The 19627-nt window shown below is 50.1% G+C and carries 15 protein-coding genes and 2 tRNA genes; 12 read left to right on the top strand and 5 right to left on the bottom strand.

Annotated elements, in window-relative coordinates; genetic code table 11:
* Positions 1 to 245: 245 nt before the first annotated feature.
* A complete protein-coding gene (gene fldA, locus D5398_RS02990) occupies positions 246 to 773 on the top strand; it encodes a flavodoxin FldA (protein ID WP_112287653.1) in 528 nt (175 codons plus the stop codon).
* A 314-nt stretch (positions 774 to 1087) separates the two neighbouring features.
* The gene (fur, locus tag D5398_RS02995; RefSeq protein WP_015698140.1) at positions 1088 to 1543 is read left to right on the top strand and encodes a ferric iron uptake transcriptional regulator; all 456 of its coding nucleotides are present in this window, start codon (positions 1088 to 1090) and stop codon (positions 1541 to 1543) included.
* A 162-nt stretch (positions 1544 to 1705) separates the two neighbouring features.
* Here fur and chiQ read toward each other — a convergent pair whose 3' ends face one another.
* The 4 genes from chiQ to nagE all read right to left on the bottom strand — a co-directional run bounded on the left by chiQ (position 1706) and on the right by nagE (position 7772).
* A complete protein-coding gene (chiQ, locus tag D5398_RS03000) occupies positions 1706 to 2047 on the bottom strand; it encodes a ChiQ/YbfN family lipoprotein (RefSeq protein ID WP_162940709.1) in 342 nt (113 codons plus the stop codon).
* A gap of 13 nt (positions 2048 to 2060) precedes the next feature.
* Positions 2061 to 3524 carry a chitoporin ChiP gene (chiP, locus tag D5398_RS03005; protein ID WP_120506267.1) on the bottom strand — a complete coding sequence of 488 codons (1464 nt, stop codon included), beginning with the start codon at positions 3522 to 3524 and terminating at the stop codon, positions 2061 to 2063.
* 424 nt (positions 3525 to 3948) lie between these two features.
* Positions 3949 to 5619: a glutamine--tRNA ligase gene (glnS, locus tag D5398_RS03010; protein ID WP_120506268.1), complete on the bottom strand. Its 1671-nt coding sequence runs from the start codon at positions 5617 to 5619 to the stop codon at positions 3949 to 3951.
* 206 nt (positions 5620 to 5825) lie between these two features.
* A complete protein-coding gene (gene nagE, locus D5398_RS03015; RefSeq protein ID WP_120506269.1) occupies positions 5826 to 7772 on the bottom strand; it encodes a PTS N-acetyl glucosamine transporter subunit IIABC in 1947 nt (648 codons plus the stop codon).
* 500 nt (positions 7773 to 8272) lie between these two features.
* Between nagE and nagB the strand changes: the two genes are divergently transcribed.
* The 7 genes from nagB (at position 8273) to D5398_RS03050 (ending at position 14862) form a co-directional block, all read left to right on the top strand.
* The gene (gene nagB / locus D5398_RS03020) at positions 8273 to 9073 is read left to right on the top strand and encodes a glucosamine-6-phosphate deaminase (protein ID WP_120506270.1); all 801 of its coding nucleotides are present in this window, start codon (positions 8273 to 8275) and stop codon (positions 9071 to 9073) included.
* 143 nt (positions 9074 to 9216) lie between these two features.
* On the top strand, positions 9217 to 10356 hold the full coding sequence (gene nagA / locus D5398_RS03025; protein WP_120506271.1) for an N-acetylglucosamine-6-phosphate deacetylase: 1140 nt from the start codon (positions 9217 to 9219) through the stop codon (positions 10354 to 10356).
* A gap of 20 nt (positions 10357 to 10376) precedes the next feature.
* Entirely contained in the window at positions 10377 to 11600 is a 1224-nt protein-coding gene (gene nagC / locus D5398_RS03030; protein WP_120506272.1) for a DNA-binding transcriptional regulator NagC, read from the top strand.
* A 57-nt stretch (positions 11601 to 11657) separates the two neighbouring features.
* Positions 11658 to 12410 carry an HAD-IIA family hydrolase gene (locus tag D5398_RS03035; RefSeq protein ID WP_120506671.1) on the top strand — a complete coding sequence of 251 codons (753 nt, stop codon included), beginning with the start codon at positions 11658 to 11660 and terminating at the stop codon, positions 12408 to 12410.
* A gap of 363 nt (positions 12411 to 12773) precedes the next feature.
* Positions 12774 to 14438, top strand: a complete 1665-nt coding sequence (gene asnB / locus D5398_RS03040; protein WP_120506273.1) for an asparagine synthase B — start codon at positions 12774 to 12776, stop codon at positions 14436 to 14438.
* Positions 14439 to 14666: 228 nt separating this feature from the next.
* Positions 14667 to 14743, top strand: a tRNA-Met gene (locus tag D5398_RS03045).
* Positions 14744 to 14787: 44 nt separating this feature from the next.
* Positions 14788 to 14862, top strand: a tRNA-Gln gene (locus D5398_RS03050).
* A 129-nt stretch (positions 14863 to 14991) separates the two neighbouring features.
* Here the strand turns inward: D5398_RS03050 and ubiF are convergent.
* Positions 14992 to 16176, bottom strand: coding sequence for a 3-demethoxyubiquinol 3-hydroxylase (gene ubiF / locus D5398_RS03055; protein ID WP_120506274.1), 1185 nt, complete (start codon positions 16174 to 16176; stop codon positions 14992 to 14994).
* Between the two features lie 187 nt (positions 16177 to 16363).
* Between ubiF and miaB the strand changes: the two genes are divergently transcribed.
* From miaB to ybeY, 3 genes are all read left to right on the top strand, one after another.
* Complete coding sequence (miaB, locus tag D5398_RS03060; protein ID WP_120506672.1) at positions 16364 to 17788, top strand: tRNA (N6-isopentenyl adenosine(37)-C2)-methylthiotransferase MiaB; 1425 nt, start codon at positions 16364 to 16366, stop codon at positions 17786 to 17788.
* 244 nt (positions 17789 to 18032) lie between these two features.
* Complete coding sequence (locus tag D5398_RS03065; RefSeq protein WP_208645860.1) at positions 18033 to 19109, top strand: PhoH family protein; 1077 nt, start codon at positions 18033 to 18035, stop codon at positions 19107 to 19109.
* Positions 19106 to 19579: an rRNA maturation RNase YbeY gene (ybeY, locus tag D5398_RS03070; protein ID WP_120506276.1), complete on the top strand. Its 474-nt coding sequence runs from the start codon at positions 19106 to 19108 to the stop codon at positions 19577 to 19579. The genes D5398_RS03065 and ybeY overlap by 4 nt, the downstream gene beginning before the upstream one ends.
* Positions 19580 to 19627: the final 48 nt, after the last annotated feature.

Below are 19627 nucleotides of genomic sequence, written 5' to 3' on the forward strand. Positions count from 1 at the left end.
GCTGGACCTGCATAAACTTAAGGAAGGAGCAGAGTTATTTCTTAACTTTGCTTTTAACCTCAGGAACATTAAGGTTAATTAGCACACGATGGCGATAACACTTTAAAATATTGCCCGATACACTTATTCCCCGGTTAAGAAGGCGAGCAGAAACATATTCTCCGCCTCGCGAGTTTGGTATCATCTTCGCTATTATTGCCTGCAATGCAGGGCACTTCATTTAGAACAAGAGGTTAGGTAATCTTATGGCCGTTGTAGGTATCTTCTTTGGATCCGATACAGGTAACACCGAAAACATCGCTAAAATGATCCAGAAACAATTGGGTAAAGATGTAGCTGAGGTGCATGACATTGCGAAGAGCAGCAAAGAGGATCTGGAAAAATTCGATATTTTGCTGATCGGAATTCCAACCTGGTATTACGGTGAAGCGCAGTGTGACTGGGACGACTTTTTCCCATCGCTCGAAGAGATAGATTTCGAAGGTAAGCTGGTGGCCCTGTTTGGCTGCGGCGATCAGGAAGACTATGCCGAGTATTTCTGCGATGCACTGGGTACCGTGCGCGATATCATTGAGCCACGCGGCGCGGTGATTGTCGGCCACTGGCCAACGGAAGGTTATCATTTTGAAGCCTCTAAAGGCCTGGCTGATGATAAGCACTTCATCGGACTGGCAATTGACGAAGACCGTCAGCCGGAACTGACTGCTGAACGTGTAGATGCGTGGGTGAAACAGATCACAGAAGAACTCAGCCTTTCAGAAATTATTGGCTAAAAACCCTGTTGGCCCTGAGGATTTATTCTACAATTGAAGGGCCAAACTATTACTGAAATTAACAATTTAACCGCTACAAAATTGTAACTTTCGGTCGTATCAAGGTACACTGAGTTCATCTGTTTTTTCTATCGATCAAGTCGTTGCATTATTAATGTGACAGGTAATTTGTGATCTTTATTAACAGGCTGTCGTTTACGAGAATGGGCACACTTCCCCTAAACGAAGAACAGCAAACGAACAATTTTGTGCCGCCGATGCCACAGGCTGCATGCCTCAACTTGATTAGCACATAGTAACAGGACTGAATCCGCATGACTGACAACAACACCGCATTGAAGAAAGCCGGCTTAAAAGTCACGCTTCCGCGCCTCAAAATCCTGGAAGTGCTGCAAGCGCCGGAAGGTCATCACGTTAGTGCGGAAGATCTTTACAAGCAACTGATTGATATGGGCGAAGAAATTGGTCTCGCCACGGTTTACCGTGTTCTGAACCAGTTTGACGATGCCGGTATCGTCACCCGTCATAACTTCGAAGGCGGCAAGTCCGTATTCGAACTGACTCAGCAACATCACCACGATCACCTGATCTGCCTGGATTGCGGTCGTGTGATTGAATTCCGTGACGAATATATTGAAGGTCGTCAGCGTGAGATTGCTAAGAAACATGGTATTAAACTGACCAACCACAGTCTGTATCTGTACGGCCACTGTGAAGCAGGCGACTGCCGTGAAGATGAATCTCTGCACAACGACAAACCTGCGCACTAATTTGCCCGGTTTTTGTTGTCGCAAGTCGTCTGAATAAACTAACCGCTGAAAAGCGGTTTTTTTATGCCTGCGGTTCGGGATAAGAAACGGATGCCGCTAAAACGACAAAACCCCGGCAAGCCGGGGTTTTGTTTCAATGAAGCTTATGCCAAAACATTGCGTTTAGTTAGCGGGTGCAGGCGCATTACTGGATTTGATTTCCTGCCAGATTTTACCGCAATCCGCCGCATATGCCTGACCATCACCGGTTTTACGCGCCGTCAGACAACGCTGATAATCCACCACGCGCACCGTTTCCTGTTCGGCAAATTTCTGATGGGCTTTTTCCTGCTTCAGCTTGTCCAGTAGCACCTGACAGGTCGCCAGTTTGTCCGGATTACCTTCCGACGTATTAATACACGCCCTGTAGTCTTCACGCGTTTTGGATATTTGAGCCTGATCGGCGGTTGGCGCACACCCTGCCAGCAGAACAGCCGATACCACAATCATCAGTAATTTATTCATCGACATAACGACCTCAGAAAATAGTGAATGGAGCAATAACGATGAATTTCACGTCTTTTTCATCCTGGAATATGTTGCCGTAACCCCCGCCCCAGCTCGGAATATCCGAATGGTTGTCGTATTGGGTGTAATGCAGTTTGAACAGCGTACCTTTCGCGCGGCCTTCCTGAATGGTGTAAAGCGCATCCAGACTCCAGGCACTCTCTTTCAGGCGCTGGCTCTGATCGTAGGCGGCGTTGGTGCTCGGTTTGGCGTCCCACGCATAAACATAAGAACCCCCGACGGCGAGGCCTGGAAGATCCCATTTCGCGAGATCGTAAAGTACACCGGCGTACACTGCTTTTTCGCCGTTGGCGTTGAAGTCCGAACGGTTATCCCACCATACGTCCAGACGACCGTTTGAAGACGAATACGTCGGAGTCATACGTTGCAGGAAGTAGCCCTGATTACCTTCCGCTTTGACCATCGTGCCTTCCAGACGCCAGTTAAACTGGCCGGTGGTGTAACCGAAAGTCAGCGCCTGCAACCAGGCCAGTCCGTCATACAAGCTGTTCGGATCGTTCTTGTCGCTGATGCGGTCTTCCGCGCCATAGAACTGGTAGCTGGTAGTCAGCGGATTGCCCATCAGATCGATTTTATACGACGTTTTGGCGAAGTACTGATCGACGTAGCTTTCAGCCTGACCAAAAGCGCCTTCCAGTACCAAATCATTTTTGAAGTCGTATTTCGCGCCGAGAGAATGGATATACGAAACACCGGTTTTCTTATCGTTCTGGCGGAAATCATCCATTTCCAGATGCCATGGGGATTTGTATTCGTCAGCCCACATGTAGGAGAAACTCAGTTCGCCCGGATCACCGAAGTCATGCTTGTAGCCCGCTTCCGCACCGCGGTAAGTACCCGGCATGAAGCTCCAGTGTGGCGCAATCAGTGTCTGACCGGTTGGTTGAATGTAACCTGCGTGTCCCCAGAATCCGCCGTATTTAAATTTACCGGCAGCTTTATAAAGGCTGACCCCGCCTTTATCGCCCGAATAATCTTCGTCGTAGGCGTGGTTTTTAGAGGAAAACGCGATTTCGTTTGGATGGCCGCTGTCGCTGGCTTCAGCTAATTCAATGGCAGTAAAAGCGGCGACGTCGATCCCGAACATATCCCAGGCATAGCCGGAGGAAAAATCGAGATTCAGGTTAGCGGTGGAATGCGAAAGGTTGGTGGCGTACTTGTCGTAATCAGGATTGTTCACCGTGACTTTTGTGCCGTCAGGGCGGGTTTCTTCTTTGGTTTTATTAAGGTCTTTGCGGTCACGTTCACGCTGCCAGTAATACACACCGCCGGTCAGGGTCGAATCGTCAATAAAGCCAGCCGCTTTGGCGTCTTCAGAAAACATCATTCCGCCACCCAATAAGGTGCCGGCAAGAGAATAAAGTGCAGGTTTCAGGTAAGCCGATCCCCTGCCCCTGTTAAGGTGCTTGTGCATAGAAATTCCTCATTTTTGACTAAAAAAACGTACAAAACCCAAACGGGTATTAAAAGCGGCCGCCAGAGGCGTAACCGGATAAATCACCATCAAGAGTATTTTTCGCGACGCGAATTATCAATGAGTAATTAATCATTGATCGCCGAAATATGACAAAGTGCACATAAAGATGAAAAAGTGTAACAAAAGACTATGGTGAGGGATTAAGCAGGGAAATAATGAAAATAAATAATTAAATCAGAGTAATGACGTTTGAAAACGATAATTAAAACGTTTCAGCACACCAAAACAAGGTTTAAAAAGCAAACATCAAAAACACATTAATTCGCGATGAAAAACAAAATTGGCTGGCATCAGACATAAAAAAACGCAGCCGGAGCTGCGTTTAACTTTTAGTCGGTCAAAACAAACTGTTCAGAGGCAATTACGCAACGGGTTTGCTTTCCCATGTGTCACGCAGGCCGACGGTCCTGTTGAATACCAGATTATCCGCGCTTGAGTAGCGGCTGTCGGCGCAGAAGTAACCTTCACGCTCGAACTGCAGGCTGATTTCAGCCTGAGCAGCCACCAGAGAAGGCTCAACAAAACCATGGGCAATCACCAGCGATTCCGGGTTGATCGTGGTCAGGAAGTCTTCTGCCTGCCCAGGATTAGCAACACTGAACAGACGGTCATACAGACGGAATTCCGCCGGTTTACCTTCAGACGCAGAAACCCAGTGGATCACGCCTTTCACCTTGCGGCCATCAGCAGGATCTTTGCTCAGCGTTTCGATATCGTAAGAACAGAAGATGGTGGTGATATTACCTTCTGCATCTTTCTCGATACGTTCCGCTTTGATCACATACGCATTGCGCAGACGAACTTCTTTGCCCAGCACCAGACGTTTGTACTGTTTGTTGGCTTCTTCACGGAAATCGGCCTGATCGATATAGATTTCACGGGTGAACGGCACTTCACGCGAACCCATTTCCGGTTTGCTCGGATGGTTCGGCATTTTCACCATCTGCACGTCATCACCGGTAAAGTTTTCAATGATCACTTTAACCGGATTGATAACCGCCATGGCGCGTGGTGCGTTTTCGTTCAGGTCATCACGGATACAGGATTCCAGCGCCATCATTTCGACGTTGTTATCTTGTTTCGTCACGCCGATACGACGGCAGAATTCACGGATAGACGCGGCAGTGTAACCACGGCGACGCAGACCGGAAACGGTCGGCATACGCGGATCATCCCAGCCTTCAACGATATTATCCGTCACCAGCAGATTCAGCTTACGCTTGGACATGATGGAGTATTCGAGATTCAGACGGGAGAACTCGTACTGCCGCGGATGGCATGGAATGCTGATGTTATCCAGCACCCAGTCGTACAGACGGCGGTTGTCCTGGAACTCCAGCGTACACAGTGAATGTGTGATCCCTTCCAGCGCATCGGAAATGCAGTGGGTGAAATCGTACATCGGATAGATGCACCATTTGTTGCCGGTCTGATGGTGTTCTGCAAATTTGATACGGTAAATCACCGGATCACGCATCACGAAGAATGGCGAAGCCATATCGATTTTTGCACGCAGACACGCAGCGCCTTCGGCAAATTCGCCGTTACGCATTTTTTCGAACAGCGCGATATTCTCTTCTACGCTGCGATCGCGGAACGGGCTGTTTTTACCAGGCGATGTCAGGGAGCCACGGTATTCGCGGATCTGGTCTGGAGACAGTTCATCAACATAAGCCAGACCTTTATTGATCAGTTCCAGCGCGTAGGCGTGCAGCTGATCAAAATAATCCGAAGAGTAATGAATATCACCACTCCAGTCGAAACCTAACCATTGCACGTCGTGTTTGATTGAATCAACGAATTCAATATCTTCTTTTGCCGGATTGGTATCGTCAAAACGCAGGTTGCACTGCCCCTGATAGTCTTGCGCGATGCCAAAATTCAGGCAGATAGATTTCGCATGACCAATATGCAGATAGCCATTAGGCTCGGGCGGGAAACGGGTATGAACGGTATTGTGTTTCCCGGTCGCCAGATCTTCATCAATAATCTGACGGATAAAATTTGTTGGGCGGGCTTCTGCCTCACTCATTGTGCAATTCCTCTACGCGACATTTGACTCTACGGATAACCGCTTATGTTCCAACAAGCCACGTAAGGAAACAACCGTTAGTTGCATAAAATCGTGGTTATCTGCATGGCGTCTGCTTAGAAGCAATAAAAAAAGCGGGAAGAGATTGCTCTCTTCCCGCGATTGGACTTTTTGCTCTGCTTTCGACTGTTACTTAATCAGCAGAATTATTTACTCTGGATTTCGAACAGTTTGGTCTGACCGGCAACCACTGAGCCGCTGGCCAGAGAAATCACACCGGTATAATCGTCGATGTTGCTGACCACAACCGGGCTTATCATTGAGCGCGCGTTGGCGTTCAGATAATCCAGATCCAGTTCCAGTACAGGCTGACCCGCGACGACAGTTGCGCCTTCTTCGACCAGGCGGGTAAAGCCCTGACCATTCAGTGCAACAGTATCAATACCCATATGCACCACGATCTCAGCACCGGAAGTAGTTTCCAGGCAGAACGCATGATTGGTATTGAAGATTTTCACCACAGTACCGGCCGCAGGAGAAACCACGATTTTATCGGTCGGACGAATAGCCACGCCATCACCGACGGCTTTGCTGGCAAATGCTTCATCAGGCACCTGCTCCAGCGCAACGATGTCACCGGTGACCGGCGAAACCAGCGTTTCAACCACAGTTTTCACGCTGTTTGGCACAGCCTGAGGAGCCGCTTTTACCGCAGCAACGGGTGTCGCTACACCTGCAGGAACCGGACCGCGTGCCATCACTTTTTTCATGGCATCAGCCAGAGATTCTGCTTTAGCACCGACGATAACCTGAATGCTTTGTTTGTTCAGACGAACAATACCTGATGCACCCAGACGTTTACACGCGGCGTCATCAACGGTACCGGCATCCTTCACGTTCAGACGCAGACGGGTAATACAGGCATCAATCCCTTTGAAGTTATCAGAACCACCCAGAGCCCCAATGTAGCTCACAGCCAGCTGATTCAGACCTTCTTCAGTGTTGCTGTTTGCTTCAGGTTCACCGATATGATCAACGTCGTCTTCACGACCTGGTGTTTTCAGGTTGAACATGCGGATGATGACGCTGAACAGAACGAAGTAAATGATGAAGAAGACCACACCCATCACCAGCAACATCCAGACGTTTTTACTTGCTGCCGGCAGGTTGTACATCAACGCATAGTCGATGGCACCTGCAGAGAAGGAGAAGCCTGCGTGAATACCCAGTGCGGTTGCGATGTACAGGCTGATCCCGGTCAGGATGGCGTGTACTAAGTAAAGCAACGGAGCAAGGAACATGAACAGGAATTCTAACGGCTCAGTAACACCGGTCAGGAATGCCGTCACAGCAACGGATACCAGCATACCGCCCACCAGCGAACGACGCTCTTTCGGTGCTGCAAAGTACATTGCACATGCTGCGCCTGGCAGACCAAACATCATGATTGGGAAGAAGCCGGACATGAACATCCCTGCAGTGCCGTCACCCGCGTAGAAGCGGTTGATATCACCGTGGAATACAGTCCCAGCAGCGTTGGTGAAGTCACCAATCTGGAACCATGCAATGGTATTCAGAACCTGATGCAAACCTGTTGGGATCAGCAAACGGTTTACGAAACCAAAGATACCTGCACCGAATGCACCAGCCCCTACGATCCACTCCCCGCCCGCACGGATTGCATCCTGCACCGGAGGCCAGACGTAACCGAAGATAGCGGCCAAAATCAGACAGAAGAAGCCCGTTGCGATAGGAACGAAGCGTTTCCCACCGAAGAAGCTCAGGAAGTCAGGCAGTTTGATATCAGACCAGCGGTTGTAAACCATACCGCCCACCAGACCAGTAATAATACCAGCCAGCACGCCCATGTTTACCGCTGGGTTAATGGTCACCATCGCTTTAGTCAGGATGAAGTAACCAATACCGCCCGCTAATGCTGCTGCACCCGCATTGTCTTTAGACCAGCTGGATGCCACACCGATAGCAAAAATTAATGCGAGGTTATCGAAAATCCCGCCACCGGCTTGCGCGATGAAAGGCATATTAAGAAGATCAGGCTGACCGAAACGCAGCAATAATGCAGCGACCGGTAGTACGGCTATCGGCAGCTGAAGCGCTCTGCCTAAACGCTGAAAGAATCCAAGAATATTCACATTTCCCCCTATCCGCCGTCAGGCGAATCACCTAAGTAGTTTAATTAGTATGGTTACTACCTTTACATTTACCGTTCCGATTTAACCGACTGACTTATAACTAACAGCACTGCGAGTGTAAAAAGATTATTTCGTATCGCAAATTAAAACCTCTCTTTTTGTGAGAAATGTCACCAAAAAGAGGTCATAACATGCCATCAGACTGGTCTTCACACAAAACTTATTTTATCATTAAAAAAATCTAGACGGCATTGTGCCATTCATAAACCGCCGCGGTGGTTTACGCTTAACAAGACCGCCTTTGAACTGACGAACTTAGTTTTTACTTTGACTACGTATATCCGCAGTCATTGACGTTGCAGGAAGGCGGCAATCGAGTGGATCCCGATGCGCTTACACAGGTAAGTGATTCGGGTGAACGAGAGCAGCCAACGCCCCTGCAAGGTCAAGGACAAAGGATATCAACAGTATATTCAATATTCTGAAACTAGAGGTACGTGATGAGACTTATTCCTTTAAACACCACCACTGAAGTTGGCAAATGGGCTGCACGTCATATCGTTGAACGCATTAACGCTTTTAAACCGACTGCCGAACGTCCTTTCATTCTGGGCCTGCCTACCGGTGGTACCCCTCTTGAAGCTTATAAACATTTAATCGCCATGCATAAAGCAGGCCAGGTTAGCTTCAAGAACGTCGTCACTTTCAACATGGACGAATATGTCGGTCTGCCACAGGAACATCCTGAGAGCTACCATACTTTCATGTACAAAAACTTCTTTGACCACGTTGATATTCCACGCGAAAACATCAACTTGCTCAATGGTAATGCGCCAGACGTTGACGAAGAATGCCGCCAGTACGAAGCGAAAATTAAGTCTTACGGCAAAATTAACCTGTTCATGGGTGGCGTGGGCAACGACGGTCATATCGCATTCAACGAACCAGCGTCTTCACTGGCTTCACGTACGCGTATCAAAACACTGACTCATGAAACCCGTATCGCGAACTCACGTTTCTTCGACAACGATGTGTCTCAGGTGCCAAAATTCGCCCTGACCGTTGGCGTGGGGACCTTGCTGGATGCGGAAGAAGTGATGATTCTGGTTACCGGTCATGCGAAAGCACAGGCTCTGGAAGCCGCTGTTGAAGGCAACATTAACCACATGTGGACCATCAGCTGCCTGCAATTGCACGCCAAAGCCGTTATGGTATGTGACGAACCGTCCACCATGGAACTGAAAGTCAAAACTGTTAAATATTTCCGCGAGTTAGAAGCGGAAAATATGAAAAATCTTTAATTAACTGAGTCCCCGAAAGCATTGGAGTTGCAGCAAGGCGGCAACTGAACGAATCTCCGGGAGCTTACTGAAGTAAGTGACCGGAGTGAGTGAAAGCAGCCAACGCCGCTGCGGCTCAAATGATTTAGGGGAATGGGGGCATGATGTACGCATTGATTGAGGGCCGGATATATACCGGTCATGACGTTCTGGATAACCACGCGGTCGTGATTGCGGATGGCAAAATCGAACGTGTCTGCCCGGTGAGTGAATTGCCGGCGAATGTGGAAACCCGCAGTCTGGATGGCGCCATTCTTGCCCCCGGATTTATCGATCTGCAACTTAATGGTTGTGGCGGCGTGCAGTTCAACGATTCTCTGGAAGCTATTTCCGTAGAAACGTTAGAAATCATGCAAAAAGCCAATGAAAAATCCGGCTGTACCAGTTTCTTACCGACGCTTATCACCTGTAGCGATGACTACATGAAACACGGTATCAGCGTGATGCGCACCTATTTGGAAAAGTATCCGAACCAGGCTTTGGGACTTCATCTGGAAGGGCCATATCTCAGCCCGGCGAAAAAAGGCACGCATAATCCTGCCTTCATCCGCCTGCCAGACAGCGCCATGATTGATTTCCTCTGCGCGAATGCTGACGTGATCACTCAGCTGACGCTGGCCCCGGAACAGGTTGATGCGAAATATATCCGCCAGTTGCGTGATGCCGGGATTGTGATTTCCGCTGGCCATTCAAATTCTACGTATGCTGAAGCGCGTGCCGGTTTTGCGGCAGGGATCAGCTTTGCGACGCACCTTTATAATGCAATGCCCGCCATTACCGGTCGTCAGCCTGGCCTTATTGGTGCAATCTTCGATACGCCTGAAGTGTACACTGGCGTCATTGCAGACGGTTTGCATGTGGATTGGGCTAATATCCGCAACGCGAAAAAGCTCAAAGGCGAAAAGCTGGTGTTGGTCACGGACGCCACTGCTCCGGCTGGCGCGAATATTGATGAGTTCATTTTTGCTGGTAAAACAATATACTACCGTGACGGACTCTGTGTGGACGAAAACGGTACGCTGAGCGGCTCTGCGCTGACGATGATCGAAGCGGTGCAAAACAGCGTCGAACATGTCGGAATTGCTTTGGATGAGACGCTGCGTATGGCATCGCTTTATCCGGCTCGCGCCATTGGTCTTGATGACCAGCTGGGCAGCATCGAAGCAGGTAAAGTCGCTAACCTCACCGCGTTCACTCATGATTTTAAAATCACAAAAACTATCGTTAATGGTGACGAAGTTTAATTGAGCGGATAACAGCATTGATGACAACTGGCGGACAGCAGGCACAAATCGGCAACGTTGATCTGGTTAAGCAGTTAAACGGGGCGGCGGTTTACCGCCTGATTGACCAACAAGGCCCCATCTCGCGCATTCAGATTGCCGACATGAGCCAGTTAGCGCCCGCCAGTGTCACCAAGATTACGCGGCAATTGCTTGAGCGCGGGCTGATTAAAGAAGTGGATCAGCAGGCTTCTACCGGAGGCCGCCGCGCAATTTCCATCATTACCGAAACCCGCCCTTTTCATACCATTGCGGTGCGCCTTGGCCGCCACGATGCGACGATTACCCTCTACGATCTCAGTGCTAAATCGCTGGCAGAGCAACATTACGCCCTGCCTGAACGCACTCAGGAAACGCTTGAGAACGCGCTGTTCGAAGCCATCGCCCAGTTCATCGAGCTGAATCAACGTAAAATCCGCGAACTGATTGCCATTTCTGTCATCCTTCCGGGGCTGGTCGATCCGAATAAAGGGATCGTGCGCTACATGCCGCATATCAGCGTCGGCGGGTGGAAATTAGTGGATGCGCTGGAAGCAAAATTCAAAGTCACCAGTTTTGTCGGCCACGATATCCGCAGTCTGGCGCTGGCAGAGCACTACTTCGGTGCGACCCGCGACTGTCAGGACTCCATTTTGGTTCGCTTACACCGCGGAACCGGGGCCGGGATCATCGTTAACGGCCAGATCTTTCTTGGCAGTAACGGCAACGTCGGTGAAATCGGCCATATCCAAATCGATCCGCTGGGCGAACGCTGTCATTGCGGAAATTTCGGGTGTCTGGAAACCGTTGCAGCAAATGCCGCCATCGAAAACCGTGTGCGCCATCTGCTGACACAAGGCTATGCCAGCAAACTGAGTCTGGAAGACTGTTCGATTTCTGCCATTTGTAAGGCCGCCAATCGCCACGATGCGCTGGCTACTGAAGTGATTGAGCATGTGGGTCGCCAGCTGGGTAAAGGCGTTTCTATTGCGATTAACCTGTTTAATCCGCAAAAAGTGGTGATTGCCGGTGAAATCACGGAAGCCGACAAAGTACTGCTTCCGGCCATTCAGAGCTGTATTAATGCGCAGGTTCTGAAAGATTTCCGCCGCAATTTACCGGTAGTGACTTCAGCCCTGAATCATCAGTCCGCAATTGGCGCTTTTGCGCTGGTCAAACGGGCTATGCTCAATGGCGTTCTGTTGCAGCGTCTGATGGAAAATTGAGACGTGCTATAGTATCGGGCTGCCAGGAATGGGACTGAAAATGTGGGTTTGGAAATCATGACAATAAAGAACGTAATTTGTGACATTGATGGCGTGCTGCTGCACGACAATACCGCAGTACCCGGCGCCGACCGTTTTCTGGCGCGAATTCAGGAACAGGGAATGCCGTTAGTTATTCTCACTAACTACCCTTCCCAGACAGCGCAGGATCTGGCAAACCGTTTCAGCGCGGCCGGTCTTGAAGTCCCTGAAAGTGCATTTTTCACCTCCGCGATGGCCACCGCTGATTTCCTGAAACGTCAGGAAGGCAAAAAGGCTTATGTCGTCGGCGAAGGTGCGCTGATCCATGAACTGTATAAAGCCGGTTTCACTATTACCGATATCAATCCTGATTTCGTGATTGTTGGCGAAACCCGTTCTTATAACTGGGACATGATCCATAAAGCCGCCTATTTCGTGGCCAATGGCGCACGATTTATCGCGACCAACCCGGATAATCACGGGCATGGCTTTGTCCCGGCCTGTGGCGCGTTATGTGCACCTATCGAAAAAATTACCGGCCGCCAGCCATTTTACGTGGGCAAGCCGAGCCCGTGGATAATCCGCTCAGCGCTCAATAAAATGCAGGCACATTCTGAAGACACCGTCATTGTGGGCGATAACCTTCGCACCGACATTCTGGCGGGCTTCCAGGCAGGTCTGGAAACCATTCTGGTGCTGACCGGTGTTTCCACTCTCAATGATATTGAGGGCATGCCCTTCCGCCCGACCTGGATTTATCCTTCCGTTGCCGATATTGACGTGATTTAACGTCCACAGAGAACTCTATGAAAACGAGCCTGGATGATTATTCCGGCTCGTTTTTTTTTCGTGTTGCTGTCTGATATTTATCCACTTTTCTCTTTTTTTGAATCCTCCTCAATTTTTGGCAATTAAATTAACAATCCGCTAATGAAATCGCCATAAAACTGGTGATTCGCTAAAGAACACCTACCATCAACCAACTATTTATCAGAAGAGCGTTAAACCACTTGCACAACATGGGGGTTTTGACGCATTTTCATAGTCAGCAACGCAACAAACGCCGGCTAAAACTGTAATAACGGCAACGTTGATCCTCATTCATAAACATAAAAATGACAGCCAGAGAAACGTCGTTAGGGAGAAAGTAATATGTGTTCAATTTTCGGTGTGCTCGATATCAAAACTGACTCCGTCGAGCTGCGCAAAAAAGCGCTGGAACTGTCGCGCCTCATGCGTCACCGCGGACCAGACTGGTCCGGCGTGTTTGCCAGCGACAAAGCGATTCTGTCGCACGAGCGTCTGTCCATTGTGGACGTGAACAACGGCGCACAGCCTCTTTACAACGCAGCACATACTCACGTTCTGGCTGTTAACGGCGAAATTTACAACCACCAGGCCCTGCGCGCAGAACTGGGCGACAAATATGAATTCCAGACCGCGTCCGACTGTGAAGTGATTCTGGCGCTGTATCAGGAGAAAGGCCCTGCCTTCCTCGATGAACTGCAAGGCATGTTCGCCTTTATTCTGTATGACACAGAAAAAGACGCGTACCTGATCGGCCGTGACCATCTGGGCATCATCCCGCTGTATATGGGCTACGACGAACACGGCAACATGTATGTCGCTTCTGAAATGAAAGCGCTGGTACCCGTTTGCCGCACCATCAAAGAATTCCCGGCTGGCAGCTATCTGTGGAGCCAGGAAGGTGAAATTCGCGAATACTACCAGCGTGACTGGTTTGACTTCGAAAACGTCAAAGACAACGTCACTGACGCTGCTGCCCTGAAAGATGCACTGGAAGAATCAGTGAAAAGTCACCTGATGTCTGACGTGCCTTACGGCGTGCTGCTGTCCGGTGGTCTGGATTCATCCGTGATTTCCGCGATCACCAAGAAATTTGCCGGTCGCCGTATCGAAGATAAAGATCAGAGCGAAGCCTGGTGGCCGCAGCTGCACTCCTTTGCTGTCGGTCTGGAAGGTTCACCTGATTTGCGCGCAGCTCAGGAAGTGGCCAACCATTTAGGCACCGTGCACCACGAAATTCATTTCACCGTGCAGGAAGGTCTTGATGCTATCCGCGATGTTATTTATCACATCGAAACTTACGACGTTACAACTATCCGTGCATCTACGCCGATGTATCTGATGTCGCGTAAAATCAAAGCGATGGGCATCAAAATGGTGTTATCTGGCGAAGGCGCAGACGAAGTATTGGGCGGCTACCTGTATTTCCACAAAGCGCCGAACGCCAAAGAATTCCATGAAGAAACCGTGCGTAAATTGCTTGCCCTGCACATGTATGACTGTGCGCGTGCCAACAAAGCGATGTCAGCCTGGGGTGTGGAAGCCCGTGTACCCTTCCTGGACAAAAAATTCCTCGATGTCGCGATGCGTATCAACCCGAAAGACAAAATGTGCGGCAACGGCAAGATGGAAAAACATATCCTACGTGAATGTTTCGAGTCTTATCTGCCACACAGCGTGGCATGGCGTCAGAAAGAACAGTTCTCTGATGGCGTAGGTTATAGCTGGATCGATACCTTAAAAGAAGTGGCCTCTCAGCAGATCACCGATCAGCAGCTTGAAACTGCGCATTTCCGTTTCCCGTATAACACACCGACTTCAAAAGAAGGCTACCTTTACCGTACGATTTTTGAAGAATTGTTCCCGGTTCCAAGCGCGGCTGAATGCGTGCCTGGTGGCCCTTCAGTGGCCTGTTCTTCCGCGAAAGCAATTGAGTGGGATGAAGCGTTCAAAAACATGGATGACCCTTCTGGCCGTGCAGTGGGCGTACATCAGTCCGCCTACAAATAATCGATTTACCGGTAATTCTCCTTGTAGCAAACGGGCCTCTCCAGGCCCGTTTTTCTATGGGTAAAGCCAGTAAAAATAATGTCTTTTGTCCAATTTATCACCAGAGTGGTTATAAGCCAGACAAATGGACGCAATCAGGGCTTTTTCTCCAAAAAAGGTGTTGACGCAAAACGGTCATATACGCATAATGCGCCCCGCAACGCCGATGAAGGTAGCGCGAAAAAAGATGGCTACGTAGCTCAGTTGGTTAGAGCACATCACTCATAATGATGGGGTCACAGGTTCGAATCCCGTCGTAGCCACCATCTTACTTGCAGTACACTACTCAAAAGGTAGTGAGAAACAAAATTGGGGTATCGCCAAGCGGTAAGGCACTGGTTTTTGATACCAGCATTCCCAGGTTCGAATCCTGGTACCCCAGCCACATTAAGAAAGCCCGCCTCGTGCGGGCTTTTTGCTTTTCTGCGTTTTAATCATTTTGCATGTTAACTACTATGAAAATATGCAAAAAATAAAGGCTGGCAAAGATGTTTCCCCGCCAGCCTTAACTTCGTTAAATCCCTAACGCATATTTCAGCGCTTTGGTTTTCAGTGCGCCGGCACGCTGTGCGGTCATCAGCGCCAGATTACGCAGCACTTTCACCGGTGCCAGATCGTTGCTGAAGGCGGTGTAGAACAAATCCATGCCACTTTGCATCAGCAAATTATCCAGACGACGCTGACGCTGATAACGCAGTAAAACTTTCTCGCTGCTCCATGCCTCATCGTGGTCACGCGCCTTTTCCAGCACTGATAACAGTGCCTCTACGTCGCGATACCCCAGATTCACGCCCTGCCCTGCCAGCGGATTGATGGTATGCGCCGCGTCACCAACCAGCGCCAGTCCCGGTAAGACATAACGCTGAGCGTGACGGCGAACCAGCGGGAACGCCCCTGCGGATATGGCTTTGATATTGCCCAAACGCGCCGGGAAAGCCTGCATCACTTCTGTCGTGAGCTGCTGCATATTCAGCGTTTTCAGGTAACGGATGCGCTGCGGGCTGTCATACCAGACCAGCGAGGCCTGATGGCCGAAGAGCGGCAGAAACGCACGCGGCCCGGATGGGAAAAATTGCTGCCATGTAACATCCTGATCCGGCGTTTCGGTTTCAACATTAATCAGCATGCAGTGCTGGCGATATTCCCAGCCATCCACACCAATTCCCGCCAGCTGACGTACCAGGGAATTCGCCCCATCGGCAGCAATCACCAGTTTCGTGTGCAACAATTCACCGGTAGTCAGTTGCAGAGACCAGGTTTGATCATCGTGCTGTAAAAGGTGGCGTAACTTTGCCGGACAAAAACGCGTCAGATTCGGGAGTACGTCAAACTGCTGCCACAGTGCTAACTGCAACACCCGGTTTTCGACCATGAATCCCAGCTCCGGCAATCCGAGCGATTGCGCGTCAAATTTCACATCAGAACCGTCCACTTCCCAGGTTTCAAGCCGGCGATACGGCACCGAGCGCATTTTCTCAACCGCTTCCCAAGCGCCCAGTTTCTGTAAAAATCGGACAGACGCGCAGCCAATGGCGGAAATACGCAAATCAGCGGGTGCTGAAGGGTCAAATCCGGCAGGCGCTTCATTCTCAATCAGTGCGACCTGCAACCCCTGTTTTGCCAGCCCCAGCGCCGCAGACGCGCCAACCATGCCGCCACCGACTATTACTGCATCAAATGTCTTCTCAGAATTATTCATTTTATTCCGGCTTTCTGTTCAGTTCATTATGCGAAGTGTACCGGATTTTTGTGTCAGCATCAGGGCCTAAGCTACTTTCCTGCACTGGTCAGCACCGGAGTGAGGGTTTACAATGGCGCCCCTGAACTATGCTATGCACTGCGGCATTGCCGATCTAACGTTCCCCGTATTGAGTACTGACACGCTGATGACTAAAAAACTGCACATAAAAACCTGGGGCTGCCAGATGAATGAATACGATTCATCTAAAATGGCCGACCTTCTCGACAGCACCCACGGTTACCAGCTGACGGATAACGCTGAAGAAGCAGACATCCTGCTGCTCAACACCTGCTCAATCAGGGAAAAAGCGCAGGAGAAAGTGTTCAGCCTGCTCGGACACTGGAAATTACTGAAAAAGAAAAACCCTGATCTCATTATCGGCGTCGGTGGCTGCGTCGCGTCGCAGGAAGGCGAAATGCTGCGTAAACGCGCGCCTTGTGTCGACATCGTTTTCGGTCCGCAAACCCTGCATCGTTTACCGGAAATGGTAAACCACGTTCGCGGCACCAAAAGCCCGGTCGTGGACATCAGTTTCCCGGAAATCGAAAAATTCGACCGTCTGCCGGAACCGCGCGCCGACGGCCCGACGGCTTTCGTGTCCATCATGGAAGGTTGCAACAAGTATTGCAGCTTCTGCGTGGTGCCTTATACCCGTGGCGAAGAAGTCAGCCGTCCGTGCGATGACGTACTGTTTGAAGTCGCACAGCTGGCCGCGCAAGGGGTGCGTGAAGTCAATCTGCTGGGCCAGAACGTCAATGCCTATCGCGGCGATTCTTTTGATGGCGGCATCTGCACCTTTGCTGAGCTTCTGCGTCTGGTGGCGACGATTGACGGCATCGATCGCATCCGCTTCACCACCAGTCATCCGGTCGAATTTACCGATGACATTATCGACGTCTACAAAGACACACCTGAAGTGGTGAGCTTCCTGCACCTGCCTATTCAGAGCGGTTCTGATCGCATTCTGACGATGATGAAGCGCCCTCACACCGTGCTGGAATACAAATCGACTATCCGCAAACTGCGCGCCGCACGTCCGGATATTCATTTCAGTTCAGATTTCATCATTGGTTTCCCTGGCGAAACGAACGATGATTTTGAACGCACGATGGATTTGATTGCACAGGTGAATTACGACGTCAGTTTCAGCTTCATCTATTCTCCGCGTCCAGGCACACCGGCGGCAGATATGGTGGATGACGTGGGCATGGACGAGAAGAAACAGCGTCTGGCGCTGTTGCAGGACCGAATCACGCAACAGGTTATGCGTTTCAGCCGCGCCACGCTGGGCACCGTTCAGCGCATTCTGGTGGAAGGCACGTCGCGTAAGGACATTATGGAGCTCACAGGGCGTACCGAATGTAACCGCGTGGTTAATTTCGAAGGCACGCCGGATATGATTGGTAAGTTCGTGGATGTCGAAATTGTCGATGTTTATGCCAACTCACTGCGCGGTGTGGTTGTGCGCACCGAAGAACAGATGGCACTGCGTCTGCATGAATCTCCGCAATCCGTCATCGAACGCACCCGTAAAGAAAATGAATTGGGCGTTGGAATGTATCAACCCTGAATCATATTAGTGATGCATAACCTGATATCCACAGGGCGCTACGGCGTCCTGTTTCTTTTGAGTTTTTCGCTAATACCTTCATCGTTAGGGTTTAATTTTTCGGCAAAGGCCGCATATTCGGATGAAGGTCCCTGCAACTGCCGCCGCGGCGCAGCATATTTTGCCAAGGGGATGTATTATTAACTCAGGTATGGTTGACGGCTGAAAGTAGTAATGAGCCGGGTGAAATGACAACAGGTCCTAAGTGACCCAAAGGATTCGTTTGAACGTTGTAACACAAGAGATTTTACTGGAGCCCGAAGACAACCAGCGTTTGCTGAGCCTGTGCGGGCCGTTTGATGACAATATCAAACAACTGGAACGCCGGTTGGGCGTTGAAATCAACCGTCGTGATAACGCGTTTAAATTGGTCGGTAAGAGTCTGCCTGTTGCGGCAGCCGCCGACATCCTGCGTGATTTATATGTCGACACGGCGCCGTTGCGCGGTGAAATCCAGGATATCGATCCTGAAAAGATCCATCTGGCGATTAAAGAAAGCCGGGTGCTCGAACAGACGGCAGAAAGCGTGCCGGATTTCGGTAAAGCGGTCATTATCAAAACCAAGCGCGGGATGGTGAAGCCGCGGACGCCAAATCAGGCACAGTACATCGCCAACATTCTCGACCACGATATCACCTTTGGTATTGGCCCTGCGGGGACCGGTAAAACGTACCTGGCCGTGGCCGCTGCGGTGGATGCGCTGGAGCGTCAGGAAGTGCGTCGTATTCTGCTGACCCGCCCTGCGGTGGAAGCCGGTGAAAAACTGGGCTTCCTGCCGGGAGACCTCAGTCAAAAAGTCGACCCGTATCTGCGTCCGCTGTATGACGCATTATTTGAAATGCTCGGCTTTGAAAAAGTTGAAAAACTGATTGAGCGTAACGTCATTGAAGTCGCCCCGCTGGCGTATATGCGTGGCCGAACCCTGAACGACGCCTTTATTATTCTCGACGAGAGCCAGAACACCTCTATCGAACAGATGAAAATGTTCCTGACCCGTATTGGTTTTAACTCCAAAGCGGTGATCACCGGTGACGTCACGCAAATCGACTTGCCACGTCATCAGAAATCAGGTCTTCGTCATGCGATTGAAGTGCTGTCTTCCGTTGAAGAGCTCAGCTTTAACTTCTTCCACAGTGAAGACGTAGTTCGTCATCCGGTGGTTGCGCGCATTGTTGTCGCGTACGAAGCCTGGGAAGAAGAAGATCAAAAACGCCGCGATGCGATTGCCGCAGAGCGTAAACATGAACATCAAAACAGCTCAACACCACAGGCCAGTCAATGAATACGGTAATTCTAGATTTACAAATTGCCTGCGAAGAACCCGCAGGTTTACCGTCAGAAAATGACTTCCAGACCTGGCTTGAAGCCGTGTTGCCGCAGTTTCAGGAAGAATCAGAAGTGACTATCCGTCTGGTCGATATTCCGGAAAGTCACGAACTGAATATGACTTATCGTGGCATGGATAAACCCACCAACGTGTTATCCTTCCCTTTCGAAGCACCTCCGGGTATGGAGATGCCGCTTCTGGGTGACCTGATTATTTGCCGCCAGGTCGTTGAGAAAGAAGCGAAAGAGCAGGATAAAGAACTTCTGGCTCACTGGGCGCATATGGTCATTCACGGCAGTTTGCATTTGCTCGGCTATGACCATATCGTTGACGAAGAAGCCGAAGAAATGGAATCGATTGAAACTGAAATCATGCAGGGTCTGGGTTATCCGGATCCTTATATTTCAGAGAAAGAAGACCACTGAATATTTCAGTAAACTCGCGCAGCGCCTGCCCGGTGAAGGTTTATCACC

The organism is Rahnella bruchi (assembly GCF_003614975.1).
Taxonomy (GTDB): domain Bacteria; phylum Pseudomonadota; class Gammaproteobacteria; order Enterobacterales; family Enterobacteriaceae; genus Rahnella; species Rahnella bruchi.

What these genes read in the sequence shown, in the direction of transcription:
- fldA (WP_112287653.1), top strand. Translation starts at nt 246, where the DNA reads ATGGCCGTTGTAGGTATCTTCTTTGGATCCGATACAGGTAACACCGAA.
- fur (WP_015698140.1), top strand. Translation starts at nt 1,088, where the DNA reads ATGACTGACAACAACACCGCATTGAAGAAAGCCGGCTTAAAAGTCACG.
- chiQ (WP_162940709.1), bottom strand. Translation starts at nt 2,047, where the DNA reads ATGAATAAATTACTGATGATTGTGGTATCGGCTGTTCTGCTGGCAGGG.
- chiP (WP_120506267.1), bottom strand. Translation starts at nt 3,524, where the DNA reads ATGCACAAGCACCTTAACAGGGGCAGGGGATCGGCTTACCTGAAACCT.
- glnS (WP_120506268.1), bottom strand. Translation starts at nt 5,619, where the DNA reads ATGAGTGAGGCAGAAGCCCGCCCAACAAATTTTATCCGTCAGATTATT.
- nagB (WP_120506270.1), top strand. Translation starts at nt 8,273, where the DNA reads ATGAGACTTATTCCTTTAAACACCACCACTGAAGTTGGCAAATGGGCT.
- nagA (WP_120506271.1), top strand. Translation starts at nt 9,217, where the DNA reads ATGTACGCATTGATTGAGGGCCGGATATATACCGGTCATGACGTTCTG.
- nagC (WP_120506272.1), top strand. Translation starts at nt 10,377, where the DNA reads ATGACAACTGGCGGACAGCAGGCACAAATCGGCAACGTTGATCTGGTT.
- D5398_RS03035 (WP_120506671.1), top strand. Translation starts at nt 11,658, where the DNA reads ATGACAATAAAGAACGTAATTTGTGACATTGATGGCGTGCTGCTGCAC.
- asnB (WP_120506273.1), top strand. Translation starts at nt 12,774, where the DNA reads ATGTGTTCAATTTTCGGTGTGCTCGATATCAAAACTGACTCCGTCGAG.
- ubiF (WP_120506274.1), bottom strand. Translation starts at nt 16,176, where the DNA reads ATGAATAATTCTGAGAAGACATTTGATGCAGTAATAGTCGGTGGCGGC.
- miaB (WP_120506672.1), top strand. Translation starts at nt 16,364, where the DNA reads ATGACTAAAAAACTGCACATAAAAACCTGGGGCTGCCAGATGAATGAA.
- ybeY (WP_120506276.1), top strand. Translation starts at nt 19,106, where the DNA reads ATGAATACGGTAATTCTAGATTTACAAATTGCCTGCGAAGAACCCGCA.